We start from the raw sequence: 14,830 nt of genomic DNA on the forward strand, positions 1-14,830 counted from the left end.
GGCGTGGACCACAACGCTTCGGTATGCCGCGCGCACGAGCGCGCCCGCGGCATACCGAAGCTCGTTGTCAGTTCTTCGAGTAGAGCTCGACGATCAGCTGCTCCGTGAGGATCGTGTCGATCTGCGCACGCTCCGGGAGCTGGTGGATCATGATCTGCAGCGTGCCCGGGACGACCTGGAGCCAGGCCGGGGTGGGGCGCTCGCCGAAGGTCTGGCGAGCCAGCTCGATCGGGAAGGTGTTCACGGACTGCTTGCGAACGGTGATGATGTCGTACTGCTCGACGCGGTAGGACGGGACGTCCACGCGCACGCCGTTGACCTCGAAGTGGCCGTGCGTGACGAGCTGGCGAGCCGCACGACGGGTGCGGGCCAGGCCGGCGCGGTAGACCACGTTGTCCAGGCGGGACTCGAGGATCTGCAGCAGGGTCTCACCGGTCTTGCCAGAGCGGCGCGAGGCCTCCTGGTAGTACCCGCGGAACTGCTTCTCCATGACGCCGTAGGTGAAGCGAGCCTTCTGCTTCTCCTGCAGCTGGGTGAGGTACTCCTTCTCCTGCATCCGGCGACGGCCGTGCTGGCCGGGCGGGAAGGGACGGAGCTCGAAGTTCTTGTCGCCGCCGACGAGGTCGACCTTGAGGCGACGCGACTTCTTGGTGATGGGGCCGGTGTAACGAGCCATGAGTTTTCTCTATCTCCCTGTTCTTTACCGACGGCTCAGACGCGACGGCGCTTGGGCGGACGGACACCGTTGTGCGGCGAGGGGGTGACGTCGCTGATGGCGCCGACCTCCAGGCCGGTCGCGGTCAGGGAACGGATGGCGGTCTCACGACCGGAGCCGGGGCCCTTGACGAAGACGTCGACCTTGCGCATGCCGTGCTCCATCGCGCGACGGGCAGCAGCCTCGGCGGCCATCTGAGCGGCGAACGGGGTGGACTTGCGCGAACCCTTGAAGCCCACCTGGCCGGCAGAGGCCCAGGCGATGACGGCACCAGTGGGGTCCGTGATCGAGATGATCGTGTTGTTGAAGGTGCTCTTGATGTGAGCGTGCCCGTGGGCGATGTTCTTCTTTTCCTTGCGGCGCACCTTCTTGGCGCCGGCCGTACGAGCCTTGGGAGGCATTACTTACCAACCTTCTTCTTGCCGGCGACGGTGCGCTTGGGGCCCTTGCGGGTGCGCGCGTTGGTCTTGGTGCGCTGACCGCGCACAGGCAGGCCACGGCGGTGGCGCAGACCCTCGTAGGAGCCGATCTCGACCTTGCGGCGGATGTCGGCGGCGATCTCGCGACGGAGGTCACCCTCGATCTTGACGTTCGCCTCGAGGTGGTCGCGGAGGGCGACCAGCTCGGTGTCGGTCAGGTCGCGGACGCGCGTGTTCGGGTTGACACCCGTCGCGGCCAGGGCCTGCTGGGAGCGGGTACGACCCACTCCGAAGATGTAGGTGAGAGCGATCTCGACGCGCTTCTCGCGCGGGAGATCCACACCAACAAGACGTGCCATCTTGTGTGTTTCCTTTGTTTCACCGGAGGTCTGGAGCAGTACCGTTCCGGGCTGCTTCCCGAAGCTTTCCTCGGGGCACCGGTCCTCGGCCTCCGGGCCGGGGGTGACGTCCTGGGCTGCGTCGACGACGCTGCTCTCAGGGGCCGGGTACTGCGGTCGATTCACTTGTCTGCGCTTCTCGAAGAGATGCGAGTCGTGCTGGGCGAGTCCCGAACCCGGGCCTCAGGTGGAGCTGGTCAGCCCTGGCGCTGCTTGTGGCGCAGGTTCTCGCAGATCACCATGACCCGGCCGTGACGGCGGATCACCTTGCACTTGTCGCAGATCTTCTTGACGCTCGGCTGGACCTTCATAGCCTCTGCTTCAGTCGATCTGGCACTGTCGCTCCGGGCGGACCGACAGGTCTAACGGGTGGTGCTGGTCGTGCGTCTAGCGGTAGCGGAAGACGATCCGGCCACGGGTCAGGTCGTACGGGCTGAGCTCCACCACCACGCGGTCCTCGGGGAGGATCCGGATGTAGTGCTGACGCATCTTGCCCGAGATGTGAGCGAGAACCTTGTGACCGTTCGTGAGCTCGACCCGGAACATTGCGTTCGGGAGAGCCTCGACGATCGTGCCCTCGATCTCGATGACACCGTCCTTCTTGGCCATATCCTCCACAATCTGTCGTCGTGGCGCCCCCGGCTGGGGCGCACACACGAATACGGCACGCGAGGTCGCGCACCGACAGATCAGTCTACGCCAGGACTGCCTGAGCACGAAATCGCGCTCCAGGCCCCCCAATCACCCGACTTCTGGCCACTCATGGCGCACCAGGACGCCGATTGCGGCCTCAGGTGCCGCACCAGTGGCCAGAAGTGGGGGGAAGGAGCGTGCGGAAGGGGGTCAGGCCAAGGGGGGTCAGGCCAAGGGGGTCAGGCCAAGGGGGCGTATGCCGCGCCGGCGGCTTCCAGCCGCTCCTTGCCGCCGTCGAGGGCGGTCAGCACCCACAGCCCGGCGTCGGTGACGGCCACGGTGTTCTCCCAGTGGGCCGCCCTGGACTTGTCGGTGGTCACGACGGTCCAGTCGTCCTCGAGCACGGTGGTCTCGGCGCTGCCGAGGGTCACCATCGGCTCGATCGCCACGGTCACGCCGGAACGCACCGTGGGACCGCGGTCGCGGACGCGGTAGTTCGGCACCTGGGGGTCCATGTGCATCTCGGTGCCGATGCCGTGGCCGACGTAGTCCTCGATGATCCCGTAGTCGTGCCCGTCGCGCTCGCCAGAGGCGACGATGCTGTCCTCGACCCCGGCGCCCACGGCATACAGCGACTCCCCCACGGTGAGCGCGGCGATGCCGGCCCACATGGAGTCCTCGGTCGCGTCGATCAGGGCGAGGTCCTCGGGGCGCCCGGCGTCGCGGCCGCCCACGATGACGGAGATCGCGGCGTCGCCGTGCCAGCCGTCCACGATGGCCCCGCAGTCGATCGAGATGAGGTCACCTTCGGCCAGCACCCGCGAGCCGGGGATGCCGTGCACGACCTCGTCGTTGACCGACGTGCACAGCGAGCCGGTGAACCCGTGGTAGCCGAGGAACGACGGTGTCGCCCCACACCCACGGATGTGCTCCTCGGCCAGCTCGTCGAGCTGCTTGGTGGTCATCCCCGGACGGACCGTCTGGGCCATCAGCTGGAGGGTCTGACCGACCACCAGACCAGCCTTGCGCATGCGCAGGATCTGGTCGGGGGTCTTGGTCTCGATGCGGGACCTGCCGAACATCAGGATCGAGCAACCCCTTCGAGGGCTTCGGAGATGCGGGTGAAGACGTCGTCGACCGACCCCATGCCGTCGACCTGCACGAGCAGGCCGCGGGCGGAGTAGACCTCGGTCAGCGGGGCGGTCTCGCGACGGTAGATCGCCTGGCGCTCGCGGATGACCTCTTCGGTGTCGTCCTCGCGTCCCTCGATCTCGGCCCGCTTGAGCAGCCGCTGGACCACGGCCTCTTCGTCCACGGTCAGCTCCAGGACGGCACCGAGCGCGTGGCCGTGCTCGGCCAGGATCGCGTCGAGCGTCTCGACCTGGGCGGCCGTGCGCGGGTAGCCGTCGAGCAGGAAGCCCTGCTCGGCGTCGTCCTCGAACAGCCGGTCGCGCACGATCGCGTTGGTGATCCCGTCGGTGACGTAGCCACCGGACGCGAGCACCTCCTTGACCTGCAGACCGAGGGGGGTCTCGTTCTTGATGTTGGCGCGGAAGATGTCGCCGGTCGAGATCGCCGGGATGCCGAACGTGTCGGCGATCTTGGCCGCCTGCGTGCCCTTACCGGCACCGGGCGGACCCAGGATGATCAGACGCATTACCGAAGGAACCCTTCGTAGTGCCGCTGCTGCAGCTGCGACTCGATCTGCTTCACCGTCTCGAGGCCGACGCCGACGATGATCAGGATGGAGGTGCCACCGAACGGGAAGTTCTGGTTGGCGCCGACGAGCTTCAGTGCGATGAGCGGGATCAGCGAGACGAGGCCGAGGTAGATGGCCCCTGGAACGGTGATGCGGGTGAGCACGTAGTCGAGGTACTCGGCCGTGGGTCGCCCGGCGCGGATACCTGGGATGAAGCCTCCGTAGCGCTTCATGTTGTCGGCCACTTCCACCGGGTTGAACGTGATCGACACGTAGAAGAACGTGAAGAACAGGATCAGCGCGATGTAGGTCGCCATGTAGATCGGGTGGTCGCCGCGCACCAGGTGCGCGTCGATCCAGGTCACCCAGCCGGGCTGGTCGCCGGTGGTGGACCTGTTGAACTGTGACAGCAAAGAGGGCAGCGCGAGCAGCGACGAGGCGAAGATCACGGGGATGACGCCGGCCATGTTGACCTTGAGCGGGATGTAGGTCGAGGTCCCGCCGTACATCTGGCGGCCGACCTGGCGCTTGGCGTACTGCACCGGGATGCGGCGCTGGCTCTGCTCGACGAACACGACCAGGGCGATGATGAGGAAGCCGAGCAGGATGACGCCGATGAAGACGTCCCAGCGGCCGTCCTGCTGCTGGATCGCCCAGAGCGAGCTGGGGAACGAGCTGGCGATCGAGGTGAAGATCAGCAGCGACATGCCGTTGCCGATGCCCTTGTCGGTGACCAGCTCACCGAGCCACATGACGACGCCGGTGCCGGCGGTCATCGTGAGCACCATGATGACCAGGGTCGGGATCGACTCGTCGGGCAGGATGCTCGTGCAGTTCGGGCCGAACAGCGCGGACGGGTTCTGGGCGAACGTGATGAGGGTGGAGGACTGCAGGACCGCCAGGCCGATGGTCAGGTAGCGGGTGTACTGCGTCATCTTCGTCTGGCCCTGCTGGCCCTCCTTCTTGAGGGCCTCGAACCGCGGGATGACCACGGTGAGGAGCTGCACGATGATGCTCGCCGTGATGTACGGCATGATGCCGAGCGCGAAGATCGACAGCTGCAGGAGGGCGCCACCACTGAAGAGGTTGGCCAGACCCAGCACGCCGGTGGTCGCGTCAGCACCCTTGATGCAGGCCTGCACGGCGGTGTAGCTCACGCCGGGGACGGGCACGTGCGAGCCGAGCCGGAAGACGACGACGATCGCGAGGGTGAACAGCAGCTTCCTGCGCAGGTCCGGCGTCTTGAACGCACGGGTGAAGGCGGTGAGCACAGGTCCTCCTGGTGACGCGGGCCCGTGGGGCCACGCGATGATGATGGTCAGGCAATCCTACGAAGGCTACCCCGGGTGACGGCTGGGGACAGCAAACGGGGTATGCCGCGCGCTCACCTCAGCGGTGAGCCCGCGGCATACCCTGTCGTTCTGGCGTGGTCAGGCGGAGGTGACCGAGCCGCCAGCGGCTTCGATCTTCTCCTTGGCGGTCGCCGAGAACTTGTCAGCGGTCACGTTGACCTTGACGGTGATCTCGCCGGTGCCGAGAACCTTGACCGGGGAGTTGTCGCGGACCGCACCCTTGGCCACGAGGTCGGCGATGGTCACATCGCCACCCTCGGGGAACAGGGCGGACAGCTTGTCCAGGTTGACGACCTGGTACTCCACGCGGAACGGGTTCTTGAAGCCACGCAGCTTCGGGAGACGCATGTGGAGCGGCATGGCGCCACCCTCGAAGCGCTCCGGGACCTGGTAGCGGGCCTTGGTGCCCTTGGTGCCGCGACCGGCGGTCTTGCCCTTGGAGCCCTCACCGCGACCCACGCGGGTCTTGGCGGTCTTGGCACCCGGGGCGGGACGCAGGTGGTGCACCTTGAGGGCCGTGCCCTCAGGAGCGGCAGCGGCCTTGGCGGCCTTCTTCTCTGCCATGGTCAGTCAACCTCCTCGACAGCGACCAGGTGGGTCACTGTCTTGACCATCCCGCGGATCTCGGGACGGTCCTCCTTGACGACGACGTCGCCAATGCGCTTCAGACCGAGGCTGCGCAGCGTGTCACGCTGGTTCTGCTTGCCACCGATCTCGGAACGGGTCTGGGTCACCTTGAGACGCATCAGGCACCTGCCTTCGCAGCTTCGCGACCGGCAGCCTGGGCGCGCAGCATGGCGGCCGGGGCGACCTGGTCGACCGGGAGGCCGCGGCGGGCAGCCACTTCCTCCGGACGCTCGAGACCCCGGAGGGCCGCGACGGTCGCGTGGACGACGTTGATGGCGTTGTCCGAGCCGAGCGACTTGCTCAGCACGTCGTGGATGCCGGCGCACTCGAGCACCGCGCGCACCGGACCACCGGCGATGACACCGGTACCGGGAGCGGCGGGGCGGAGCATGACGACACCGGCAGCGGCCTCACCCTGGACGGGGTGCGGGATGGTGCCCTGGATGCGCGGGACCTTGAAGAACTCCTTCTTGGCCTCCTCGACACCCTTGGCGATCGCCGCGGGAACTTCCTTGGCCTTGCCGTAGCCGACGCCGACGGTTCCGTCGCCGTCGCCCACGACCACGAGGGCGGTGAAGCTGAAGCGACGACCACCCTTGACGACCTTGGACACGCGGTTGATGGTCACGACGCGCTCGACGTAGGCGCTCTTCTCGGCCTGGTCGCGGCCGCCGTCACGACGGTTGTCGCGGCCACCGCGGCGGTCGCCGCGCTCACCACGAGCTGCGTCGCCGCCAGCAGCGGCACCAGTGCCTCGACGCTGGGGTCCGGGCATCAGATGTTCCTCATCTCAATAACAGTTTCGGTCACGGTGCTCACAGGGCCAGTCCACCCTCGCGGGCGCCCTCGGCGATGGCCGCGACGCGGCCGTGGTACTTGTTGCCACCACGGTCGAACACGACGGCCTCGACACCGGCGCTCTTGGCGCGCTCGGCGAGCAGCTCGCCCACCTTGCGGGCCTTGGCGGTCTTGTCACCCTCGAACGAGCGCAGGTCCGCCTCCATGGTGGAGGCCGACGCCACGGTCTTGCCGATGGTGTCGTCGACGATCTGCACGAAGACGTGGCGCGAGGAGCGTGACACGACCAGGCGCGGACGCACAGTCGTACCAGTCACCTTCTTGCGCAGGCGCAGGTGGCGACGGCCGCGTGCAGCGGACTTGCCCTTGGCGCGCTTGACGATCATTGCCATGGCTTACTTACCGGCCTTTCCGACCTTGCGACGGATCTGCTCGCCCGCATAGCGAACGCCCTTGCCCTTGTACGGGTCGGGCTTGCGCAGCTTGCGGATGTTCGCAGCAACCTCGCCAACGAGCTGCTTGTCGATGCCCTGGACCGCGAAGCGGGTCGGGTTCTCGACGGCGAAGGAGATGCCCTCGGGGGCCTTGACGGTGATCGAGTGGCTGTAGCCGAGCGCGAACTCGAGGTCGCCGCCCTTGTTGGCCACGCGGTAACCCGTGCCGTGGATCTCCAGCTTCTTCTCATAGCCCTCGGTCACACCGAGCACCATGTTGTTGATGAGCGAGCGGGTCAGGCCGTGCAGGGCACGGGACTGGCGCTCGTCGTTGGGGCGCTTGACCTCGAGGTCAGCGTCGCCCTTCTCGACCGTGATCGGCTCGGCCACGACGTGGCTGAGCTGGCCCTTGGGGCCCTTCACCGTGACGGACTGGCCGTCGATGGTGACCTCGACACCGCTCGGGATGGCAACTGGGAGTCGTCCGATACGCGACATGTCGAATCCCCTTACCAGACGTAGGCGAGGACTTCCCCGCCCACGCCCTTGGCTTTGGCCTGGCGGTCCGTGAGGAGACCAGACGAGGTGGAAAGGATCGCCACGCCGAGACCGCCGAGAACCTTGGGCAGGTTCGTCGACTTGGCGTAGACACGCAGACCGGGCTTGGAGACACGGCGCACGCCAGCGATGGAACGCTCGCGGTTGGGGCCGTACTTCAGCTCGATGGTCAGCGTCTTGCCGACCTCGGCGTCCTCGACCTTCCAGGAGGCGATGTAGCCCTCGGCCTGGAGGATCTCGGCGATGTGGGACTTCAGCTTGGAAAACGGCATGGAGACTGCGTCGTGGTGCGCCGAGTTGGCGTTCCGGACGCGGGTCAACATGTCCGCAATCGGGTCAGTCATGGTCATGGGCTTCTCCGGCCCTCTCTCACCGTGGTTTCACTGCGTCTGCAGCGACCTGCGATGTAAGGATGAAATCGGTGGGTATTACCAGGAGCTCTTGGTGACGCCGGGCAGCTCGCCGCGGTGTGCCATCTCGCGAAGGCAGATGCGGCAGAGCCCGAACTTGCGGTAGACCGAGTGCGGTCGGCCGCAGCGCTGGCAACGGGTGTAGCCACGCACCTTGAACTTCGGCTTCTTGTTGGCCTTGTTGACCAGGGCGGTCTTCGCCATGTCAGTTCTCCTTGAAGGGGAAGCCGAGCGCCTTGAGCAGTGCGCGGCCCTCGTCGTCGTTGGTGGCGGTCGTCACGACGGTGATGTCCATGCCACGCACGCGGTCGATCCGGTCCTGGTCGATCTCGTGGAACATCGACTGCTCCGTGAGGCCGAAGGTGTAGTTGCCCTTGCCGTCGAACTGCTTGGGCGACAGGCCGCGGAAGTCACGGATACGGGGCAGGCCCACCGACACGAGGCGGTCGAGGAACTCCCACATCCGGTCGCCGCGCAGCGTGGTGTGCGCACCGATCGGCATGCCCTCGCGCAGCTTGAACTGCGCGATGGACTTGCGGGCCTTGGTGACCAGGGGCTTCTGGCCGGTGATGGCCGAGAGGTCCTTGATCGCGCCCTCGATGAGCTTGGCGTCCTTGGCGGCGTCACCAACACCCATGTTGACGACGACCTTGACCACGCCGGGCACCTGCATGACGTTCTCGTAGCCGAACTGCGTGAACAGCTGGCCCTTGATCTCGTCCGCGTAGCGCTGCTTCAGGCGCGGCGTCACCGCTGCGGAAACTTCGGTCTGGGGCTTGCTTGAGGTGATTGCGGTTTCGGTCATGTCTCTCACAGGTCCTTGCCCGAGCGCACCGCGACACGGGTGCGGACGGTCTTGGTGCGGCCGTTGCGCTCGACGGTCTCGACGCGGGTCTTGATCCGGGTGCCGACCTTCTTGTCGTCCGGGTCGACGACCGCGACGTTGCTGACGTGGATCGCAGCTTCCTGGACGACCAGGCCACCGGTGCGGCTGCCGCGAGCGGTCTGGCCGGCCTTGGTGTGGCGGGTCACGCGGTTGACGCCCTCGACGAGCACGCGCTCGGTCTCGGGGTAGACGGCGATGACCTTGCCGATGCTGTTGCGGTCCTTGCCGGTGAGCACCTTGACGGTGTCACCCTTCTTGATCTTCATCTTCTTCTTGTCAGCCATGGGTCAGAGCACCTCCGGCGCCAACGAGATGATCTTCATGAACTTCTTCTCACGCAGCTCGCGGCCCACCGGGCCGAAGATGCGGGTGCCACGGGGGTCCCCGTCGGCCTTGAGGATGACGGCGGCGTTCTCGTCGAACTTGATGTACGACCCGTCACCGCGACGGCGCTCCTTGGTGGTGCGCACGATGACAGCCTTGACGACGTCGCCCTTCTTGACGTTGCCGCCAGGGATGGCGTCCTTGACTGCGGCGACGATGACGTCACCGATGCCGGCGTAACGACGACCCGAGCCACCGAGGACACGGATGCAGAGGATTTCCTTTGCACCAGTGTTGTCGGCGACGCGCAGTCGCGACTCCTGCTGGATCACTTCTAACTCCTACTCGTCGTGCTGGTTCTCACCCTCGCGGGCGAGCCTGGCCGAACTTGACTGTCTGATGACAGATGGGCTTGCCGAGGCGGCAGGTGGCTTACTTGGCCTTCTCGAGGATCTCCACCACGCGCCAGCGCTTGGTGGCCGAGAGGGGACGGGTCTCCATGATCGAGACGCGGTCGCCGATACCGGCAGCGTTGTCCTCGTCGTGGGCCTTGACCTTGCTCGAGCGCCGCAGGACCTTGCCGTAGAGCGCGTGCTTCACGCGGTCCTCGACCTCGACCACGACGGTCTTGTCCATCTTGTCGCTCACCACGTAACCCTGGCGGGTCTTGCGGTAGTTGCGGTCCTGCGCCGTCACGGCCTCATCCTTCACGTTCTTGGTCATGCCGACTCCTCCTTGGCCGAAGCACTCGGGCTCTGCCCGATACCCAGCTCACGCTCACGGAGCTCGGTGTAGATGCGGGCGATGTCCTTGCGGACGGCGCGCAGACGGCCGTGGTTGTCCAGCTGGCCGGTGGCCGACTGGAAACGGAGGTTGAACAGCTCCTCCTTGGCCTTGCGGAGCTCGTCGACCAGACGGTCGTCGTCGAGACCACGCAGGTTCTCCGACACCAGGTCCTTGGATCCGACTGCCATCAGATGTCACCACCCTCACGCCGAACGAAGCGGCACTTCATGGGGAGCTTGTGCATCGCCAGACGCATGGCCTCACGGGCGACCTCTTCGGACACACCGGACACCTCGAACATCACGCGACCAGGCTTGATGTTGGCGATCCACCACTCGGGGGAGCCCTTACCGGAACCCATGCGGGTCTCGGCGGGCTTCTTGGTCAGCGGGCGGTCGGGGTAGATGTTGATCCACACCTTTCCACCACGCTTCATGTAACGCGTCATCGCAATACGAGCGGACTCGATCTGACGGTTGGTGACGTAGGCGGGCTCGAGGGCCTGGATGCCGTAGTCGCCGAACGCGATCTTGGTGCCACCCTTCGCAGCGCCCGAGCGACCCGGGTGGTGCTGCTTGCGGTGCTTGACTCGACGAGGAATCAACATGTCAGGACTGCTCTCCCTCAGTGCTGGCTGCGGTCGCCTCGACGGCGGGAGCCTCAGCAGCGGTCTCGGTGGCGGCGGCCTCCGGACGCTCGCGACGAGCGCGGGCCGGACGGTCGGCGCCGTCACGACGGGGGCCACGGCTCGGGCGCGGCGCAGCAGCCTGCTGCTGGGCCAGCTCACGAGCGGTGACGTCACCCTTGTAGATCCACACCTTGACGCCGATGCGACCGAAGGTGGTGCGGGCCTCGTAGAAGCCGTAGTCGATCTGCGCACGCAGGGTGTGCAGCGGGACGCGACCCTCGCGGTAGAACTCGGTGCGAGACATCTCGGCGCCGCCGAGGCGACCGGACACCTGGACACGGATGCCCTTGGCGCCGGCGCGGGTGGCGGACTGCATGCCCTTGCGCATCGCGCGACGGAACGAGACGCGAGCAGAGAGCTGCTCGGCGATGCCCTGCGCGACGAGCTGGCTGTCGACCTCGGGGTTCTTGACCTCGAGGATGTTCAGCTGGACCTGCTTGCCGGTGAGCTTCTCGAGCTCGCCGCGGATGCGGTCGGCCTCGGCGCCGCGGCGACCGATCACGATGCCGGGACGCGCGGTGTGGATGTCCACACGGACGCGGTCACGGGTGCGCTCGATCTCGACGCGGGAGATGCCGGCCCGCTCCATGCCCTCGGACATGAGCTTGCGGATGGCGACGTCTTCCTTGACGTAGTCGCGGTACCGCTGACCCTCCTTGGTGGAGTCAGCGAACCAGCGGCTCTTGTGCTCGGTGGTGATACCGAGGCGGAAGCCGTGCGGGTTGACCTTCTGACCCATTAGCGGGTGCCTCCCTTGGTGGTCTTCGGCGTGACGACCACGGTGATGTGGCTGGTCCGCTTGTTGATGCGCGCCGCGCGGCCCTGGGCCCGCGGACGGAATCGCTTCATGGTCGGACCCTCGTCGACGAAAGCGGCGCTTATGACCAGGTCGCGCTCGTCGAAGGCCTCGGAGGCCTTGTCAGCCTTGACCCGAGCGTTGGCGATGGCGCTCTCGAGCACCTTCTGGACCGGGTCGGACGCGGACTGCGGGGCGAACCGCAGCACGGCAATCGCCTCGACGGCCTGCTTCCCGCGGATCAGGTCCACGATGCGGCGCGCCTTCTGGGGCGTGACGCGGATGTTGCGTCCGCTCGCCTTGGCTTCCATCACGTTGTCCTTGTTGTCGGTGGAGGCAGCCATCAGCGACGCCGCCCCTTCTTGTCATCCTTCACGTGACCCTTGAACGTGCGGGTCGGCGCGAACTCACCGAGCTTGTGGCCGACCATCGACTCGGTGACGAACACCGGGACGTGCTTGCGGCCGTCGTGCACGGCGAGGGTGTGACCCAGCATGTCCGGGCTCACGACCGAACGACGTGACCAGGTCTTGATGACGTTCTTGGTGCCCGCTTCGTTCTGGACGTCGACCTTCTTCTGAAGGTGGCCGTCGATGAAAGGGCCCTTCTTCAAGCTACGAGGCATGGTTTCTCAGGCTCCTTCTCAGCGCTTCTTGCCAGTACGGCGGCGGCGAACGATCATCTTGTCGCTCGGCTTGCCGGGGCGACGGGTGCGGCCCTCGGCCTGACCCCACGGGCTGACGGGGTGACGTCCACCGGACGTCTTGCCCTCACCACCACCGTGCGGGTGGTCGACCGGGTTCATGGCGACACCACGGACGGTCGGGCGCTTGCCCTTCCACCGCATGCGGCCGGCCTTGCCCCAGTTGATGTTGGACTGCTCGGCGTTGCCCACCTCGCCGACCGTGGCGCGGCAGCGCAGGTCGACGTTGCGGATCTCACCGGACGGCATGCGCAGCTGGGCGTAGGGGCCGTCCTTGGCGACGAGCTGCACGCGCACACCAGCCGAACGGGCGATCTTCGCGCCGCCACCGGGCTTGAGCTCGACGGCGTGGATGACCGTACCGGTCGGGATGTTGCGCAGCGGCAGGCTGTTGCCGGGCTTGATGTCGGCCGAGGGGCCGTTCTCGATGTTGGCGCCCTGCTCGAGGCCCTTGGGGGCCAGGATGTAGCGCTTCTCACCGTCGGCGTAGTGCAGCAGCGCGATGCGCGCCGTGCGGTTGGGGTCGTACTCGATGTGAGCGACCTTGGCCGGCACACCGTCCTTGTCATGGCGACGGAAGTCGATGACGCGGTAGGCGCGCTTGTGTCCACCACCGATGTGACGGGTGGTGATGCGGCCGTTGCTGTTGCGGCCACCGGACTTCGTGAGGGGGCGCACCAGCGACTTCTCAGGCGTGGAGCGTGTGACCTCGACGAAGTCGGCGACGCTGGAGCCTCGGCGGCCAGGCGTGGTCGGCTTGTACTTGCGGATACCCATTGTTCGTAATCCCTTACGTCTCTTCAGCGATTCCGTCAGGCGCCGGCACCGAAGATGTCGATCGAGCCCTCGCGGAGGGTGACGATCGCACGCTTGGTGTCCTTGCGCTTGCCGATGCCGAACCGGGTGCGGCGGGTCTTGCCGACACGGTTGAGGGTGTGGACGGAGTCAACCTTGACGTTGAAGACGCGCTCGACGGCGATCTTGATCTCCGTCTTGTTCGCCCGCGGGTCGACGATGAAGGTGTACTTGCCCTGGTCGAGCAGCGAGTACGACTTCTCGGAAACGACCGGTGCGATCAGGATGTCGCGCGGGTCCTTGCCTGCAGCGAGGGTGCTCACTTGGTCTCCTCCTCGTCCGCGCTGGCCTTGGCGGCCTTGGCCGTCTTCGCGGCCTTCGCGGGCTTGTCAGCCTTGTCAGCCTTCTCGGCCTTCTCAGCCTTGGCGGGCTTCTCGGCCTTCGCGGCGGTCTTGGTGGCCTTGGCGGGCTTGTCTGCCTTCGCAGCCTGCTCGGCCGTGGCGGTCTCGTCCGTCTCGTCGACGATCGTGACCTCGACGCCACCCACGGGCTGCGCCTTGGTGACGAAAGCCTCCAGGGCGGCCTTGGTGAAGACGACGTCGTCCGAGCACAGCACGTCGTACGTGTTGAGCTGGTCGGCGGCGAGCACGTGCACGCCCTCGAGGTTGCGCACCGACTTCAGCGACACCAGGTCGCTGCGGTCGAGCACCACGAGCAGGTTGGGACGGTCGGTCAGGCCGGCGAGCAGGGCGAGCGCGTCCTTGGTGGACGGGGCGGAGCCCGTCACCAGCGACTCGACGACGTGCACGCGGTCGTGGCGGGCCCGGTCGGAGAGGGCGCCACGCAGGGCGGCGGCCTTCATCTTCTTGGGGGTCCGCTGGGCGTAGTCACGCGGCTGCGGGCCGTGGACGACGCCACCACCGGCGAACTGCGGGGCGCGGGTCGAGCCCTGACGGGCGCGGCCGGTGCCCTTCTGGCGGTAGGGCTTGCGGCCACCACCGCGGACTTCGCCGCGGGTCTTGGTGGAGTGCGTGCCCTGACGCGCAGCGGCCAGCTGGGCCACGACGACCTGGTGGATCAGCGGGACGTTGACCTGGACGTCGAAGATCTCGGCGGGCAGGTCGGCAACGACAGTCTTGGTAGCCATGTGGGTCAGGCTCCCTTCGCGGCCGTGCGGACGAGGACCGTGCCGTTGCGGGGGCCGGGAACGGCACCCTTCACGAGCAACAGGCCTCGCTCAGCGTCCACGGCGTGGATCGTGAGGTTCTGGGTGGTCTGGCGCTCGCCGCCCATCCGGCCGGCCATCCGCATGCCCTTGAAGACGCGGCCCGGGGTGGCGCAGCCACCGATCGAGCCCGGCTTGCGGTGGTTCTTGTGGGAGCCGTGGGAGGAGCTGACGCCGTGGAAGCCGTGCCGCTTCATGACGCCGGCAAAGCCCTTGCCCTTGGTGGTGCCGGTGACGTCGACGTCCTGGCCGGCCTCGAAGGTCTCGACCGTGACTTCCTGGCCGAGCGTGTACTCGGCGGCGTCAGCGGTACGGAGCTCCACGAGGTGGCGACGCGGGGTCACGCCGGCCTTCTCGAAGTGCCCGGTCAGGGGCTTGGTTACCTTGCGGGGGTCGATGGCGCCGAACGCGATCTGGACGGCGTCGTAGCCATCCGTCGCGGCGTCGCGCACCTGCGTCACGACGCAGGGGCCCGCCTCGATGACGGTGACGGGGATGAGCCGGTTCTCGGCATCCCACACCTGGGTCATGCCGAGCTTCTTGCCCAGCACACCCTTCACGGTCTTGGTAGCAGTGGTGGTCAT

Annotated in this window: 27 protein-coding genes and 1 pseudogene; all 28 read right to left on the reverse strand. The window is 66.9% G+C overall.

Annotated elements, in window-relative coordinates; translation table 11 throughout:
- Positions 1-67: 67 nt before the first annotated feature.
- The 28 genes and pseudogenes from rpsD to rplC all read right to left on the reverse strand — a co-directional run bounded on the left by rpsD (position 68) and on the right by rplC (position 14,830).
- On the reverse strand, positions 68-676 hold the full coding sequence (gene rpsD, locus ASG95_RS16355; RefSeq protein ID WP_056923979.1) for a 30S ribosomal protein S4: 609 nt from the start codon (positions 674-676) through the stop codon (positions 68-70).
- Positions 677-711: 35 nt separating this feature from the next.
- The gene (gene rpsK / locus ASG95_RS16360) at positions 712-1,116 is read right to left on the reverse strand and encodes a 30S ribosomal protein S11 (RefSeq protein ID WP_057378146.1); all 405 of its coding nucleotides are present in this window, start codon (positions 1,114-1,116) and stop codon (positions 712-714) included.
- Complete coding sequence (gene rpsM / locus ASG95_RS16365; protein ID WP_056923981.1) at positions 1,116-1,493, reverse strand: 30S ribosomal protein S13; 378 nt, start codon at positions 1,491-1,493, stop codon at positions 1,116-1,118. The genes rpsK and rpsM overlap by 1 nt, the downstream gene beginning before the upstream one ends.
- Positions 1,494-1,729: 236 nt before the next feature.
- Entirely contained in the window at positions 1,730-1,843 is a 114-nt protein-coding gene (gene rpmJ / locus ASG95_RS16370) for a 50S ribosomal protein L36 (protein ID WP_010148647.1), read from the reverse strand.
- Positions 1,844-1,919: 76 nt separating this feature from the next.
- Positions 1,920-2,141, reverse strand: a complete 222-nt coding sequence (gene infA / locus ASG95_RS16375; protein WP_006946284.1) for a translation initiation factor IF-1 — start codon at positions 2,139-2,141, stop codon at positions 1,920-1,922.
- A 263-nt stretch (positions 2,142-2,404) separates the two neighbouring features.
- Positions 2,405-3,247 (reverse strand): type I methionyl aminopeptidase, encoded by an 843-nt coding sequence (gene map, locus ASG95_RS16380; protein WP_057378147.1) that lies wholly within the window; start codon positions 3,245-3,247, stop codon positions 2,405-2,407.
- Complete coding sequence (locus ASG95_RS16385; RefSeq protein WP_057378148.1) at positions 3,247-3,822, reverse strand: adenylate kinase; 576 nt, start codon at positions 3,820-3,822, stop codon at positions 3,247-3,249. The genes map and ASG95_RS16385 overlap by 1 nt, the downstream gene beginning before the upstream one ends.
- Entirely contained in the window at positions 3,822-5,135 is a 1,314-nt protein-coding gene (gene secY / locus ASG95_RS16390) for a preprotein translocase subunit SecY (RefSeq protein ID WP_056923984.1), read from the reverse strand. The genes ASG95_RS16385 and secY overlap by 1 nt, the downstream gene beginning before the upstream one ends.
- A 159-nt stretch (positions 5,136-5,294) precedes the next feature.
- A complete protein-coding gene (gene rplO / locus ASG95_RS16395; protein WP_057378149.1) occupies positions 5,295-5,780 on the reverse strand; it encodes a 50S ribosomal protein L15 in 486 nt (161 codons plus the stop codon).
- Between the two features lie 2 nt (positions 5,781-5,782).
- Positions 5,783-5,965, reverse strand: a complete 183-nt coding sequence (gene rpmD / locus ASG95_RS16400) for a 50S ribosomal protein L30 (RefSeq protein WP_056924254.1) — start codon at positions 5,963-5,965, stop codon at positions 5,783-5,785.
- Positions 5,962-6,618, reverse strand: a complete 657-nt coding sequence (gene rpsE / locus ASG95_RS16405) for a 30S ribosomal protein S5 (protein ID WP_056923986.1) — start codon at positions 6,616-6,618, stop codon at positions 5,962-5,964. The genes rpmD and rpsE overlap by 4 nt, the downstream gene beginning before the upstream one ends.
- 40 nt (positions 6,619-6,658) lie before the next feature.
- A complete protein-coding gene (gene rplR, locus ASG95_RS16410) occupies positions 6,659-7,033 on the reverse strand; it encodes a 50S ribosomal protein L18 (RefSeq protein ID WP_056923987.1) in 375 nt (124 codons plus the stop codon).
- A gap of 3 nt (positions 7,034-7,036) precedes the next feature.
- Entirely contained in the window at positions 7,037-7,573 is a 537-nt protein-coding gene (rplF, locus tag ASG95_RS16415) for a 50S ribosomal protein L6 (RefSeq protein WP_056923988.1), read from the reverse strand.
- A gap of 11 nt (positions 7,574-7,584) precedes the next feature.
- Positions 7,585-7,983 carry a 30S ribosomal protein S8 gene (gene rpsH, locus ASG95_RS16420; RefSeq protein ID WP_056923989.1) on the reverse strand — a complete coding sequence of 133 codons (399 nt, stop codon included), beginning with the start codon at positions 7,981-7,983 and terminating at the stop codon, positions 7,585-7,587.
- A 78-nt stretch (positions 7,984-8,061) separates the two neighbouring features.
- Positions 8,062-8,247 carry a type Z 30S ribosomal protein S14 gene (locus tag ASG95_RS16425; RefSeq protein WP_035902511.1) on the reverse strand — a complete coding sequence of 62 codons (186 nt, stop codon included), beginning with the start codon at positions 8,245-8,247 and terminating at the stop codon, positions 8,062-8,064.
- A 1-nt stretch (position 8,248) separates the two neighbouring features.
- Entirely contained in the window at positions 8,249-8,848 is a 600-nt protein-coding gene (gene rplE / locus ASG95_RS16430; protein WP_056923990.1) for a 50S ribosomal protein L5, read from the reverse strand.
- A gap of 5 nt (positions 8,849-8,853) precedes the next feature.
- Entirely contained in the window at positions 8,854-9,213 is a 360-nt protein-coding gene (rplX, locus tag ASG95_RS16435; RefSeq protein ID WP_056923991.1) for a 50S ribosomal protein L24, read from the reverse strand.
- Positions 9,214-9,216: 3 nt separating this feature from the next.
- Positions 9,217-9,585 (reverse strand): 50S ribosomal protein L14, encoded by a 369-nt coding sequence (gene rplN / locus ASG95_RS16440; RefSeq protein ID WP_056923992.1) that lies wholly within the window; start codon positions 9,583-9,585, stop codon positions 9,217-9,219.
- A 100-nt stretch (positions 9,586-9,685) separates the two neighbouring features.
- Positions 9,686-9,976, reverse strand: a complete 291-nt coding sequence (gene rpsQ / locus ASG95_RS16445) for a 30S ribosomal protein S17 (RefSeq protein WP_056923993.1) — start codon at positions 9,974-9,976, stop codon at positions 9,686-9,688.
- On the reverse strand, positions 9,973-10,227 hold the full coding sequence (gene rpmC / locus ASG95_RS16450) for a 50S ribosomal protein L29 (protein WP_056923994.1): 255 nt from the start codon (positions 10,225-10,227) through the stop codon (positions 9,973-9,975). Before rpmC ends, rpsQ begins: the two co-directional genes overlap by 4 nt.
- Positions 10,227-10,646, reverse strand: a complete 420-nt coding sequence (rplP, locus tag ASG95_RS16455) for a 50S ribosomal protein L16 (RefSeq protein ID WP_056883301.1) — start codon at positions 10,644-10,646, stop codon at positions 10,227-10,229. Before rplP ends, rpmC begins: the two co-directional genes overlap by 1 nt.
- Before the next feature lies 1 nt (position 10,647).
- Positions 10,648-11,466: a 30S ribosomal protein S3 gene (gene rpsC / locus ASG95_RS16460; RefSeq protein ID WP_056923995.1), complete on the reverse strand. Its 819-nt coding sequence runs from the start codon at positions 11,464-11,466 to the stop codon at positions 10,648-10,650.
- The gene (gene rplV / locus ASG95_RS16465) at positions 11,466-11,834 is read right to left on the reverse strand and encodes a 50S ribosomal protein L22 (RefSeq protein WP_056924255.1); all 369 of its coding nucleotides are present in this window, start codon (positions 11,832-11,834) and stop codon (positions 11,466-11,468) included. Before rplV ends, rpsC begins: the two co-directional genes overlap by 1 nt.
- Before the next feature lie 32 nt (positions 11,835-11,866).
- On the reverse strand, positions 11,867-12,148 hold the full coding sequence (gene rpsS, locus ASG95_RS16470) for a 30S ribosomal protein S19 (RefSeq protein WP_056923996.1): 282 nt from the start codon (positions 12,146-12,148) through the stop codon (positions 11,867-11,869).
- 18 nt (positions 12,149-12,166) lie between these two features.
- Positions 12,167-13,003 carry a 50S ribosomal protein L2 gene (gene rplB, locus ASG95_RS16475; RefSeq protein ID WP_056923997.1) on the reverse strand — a complete coding sequence of 279 codons (837 nt, stop codon included), beginning with the start codon at positions 13,001-13,003 and terminating at the stop codon, positions 12,167-12,169.
- Between the two features lie 35 nt (positions 13,004-13,038).
- On the reverse strand, positions 13,039-13,344 hold the full coding sequence (gene rplW, locus ASG95_RS16480; RefSeq protein WP_056923998.1) for a 50S ribosomal protein L23: 306 nt from the start codon (positions 13,342-13,344) through the stop codon (positions 13,039-13,041).
- 185 nt (positions 13,345-13,529) lie between these two features.
- Positions 13,530-14,168: pseudogene (rplD, locus tag ASG95_RS16485) on the reverse strand (50S ribosomal protein L4); the annotation flags it as partial.
- Positions 14,169-14,173: 5 nt separating this feature from the next.
- Positions 14,174-14,830 carry a 50S ribosomal protein L3 gene (gene rplC / locus ASG95_RS16490; protein WP_056924000.1) on the reverse strand — a complete coding sequence of 219 codons (657 nt, stop codon included), beginning with the start codon at positions 14,828-14,830 and terminating at the stop codon, positions 14,174-14,176.

The sequence above is a fragment of the Phycicoccus sp. Soil803 genome, assembly GCF_001429685.1.
GTDB lineage: Bacteria > Actinomycetota > Actinomycetes > Actinomycetales > Dermatophilaceae > Pedococcus.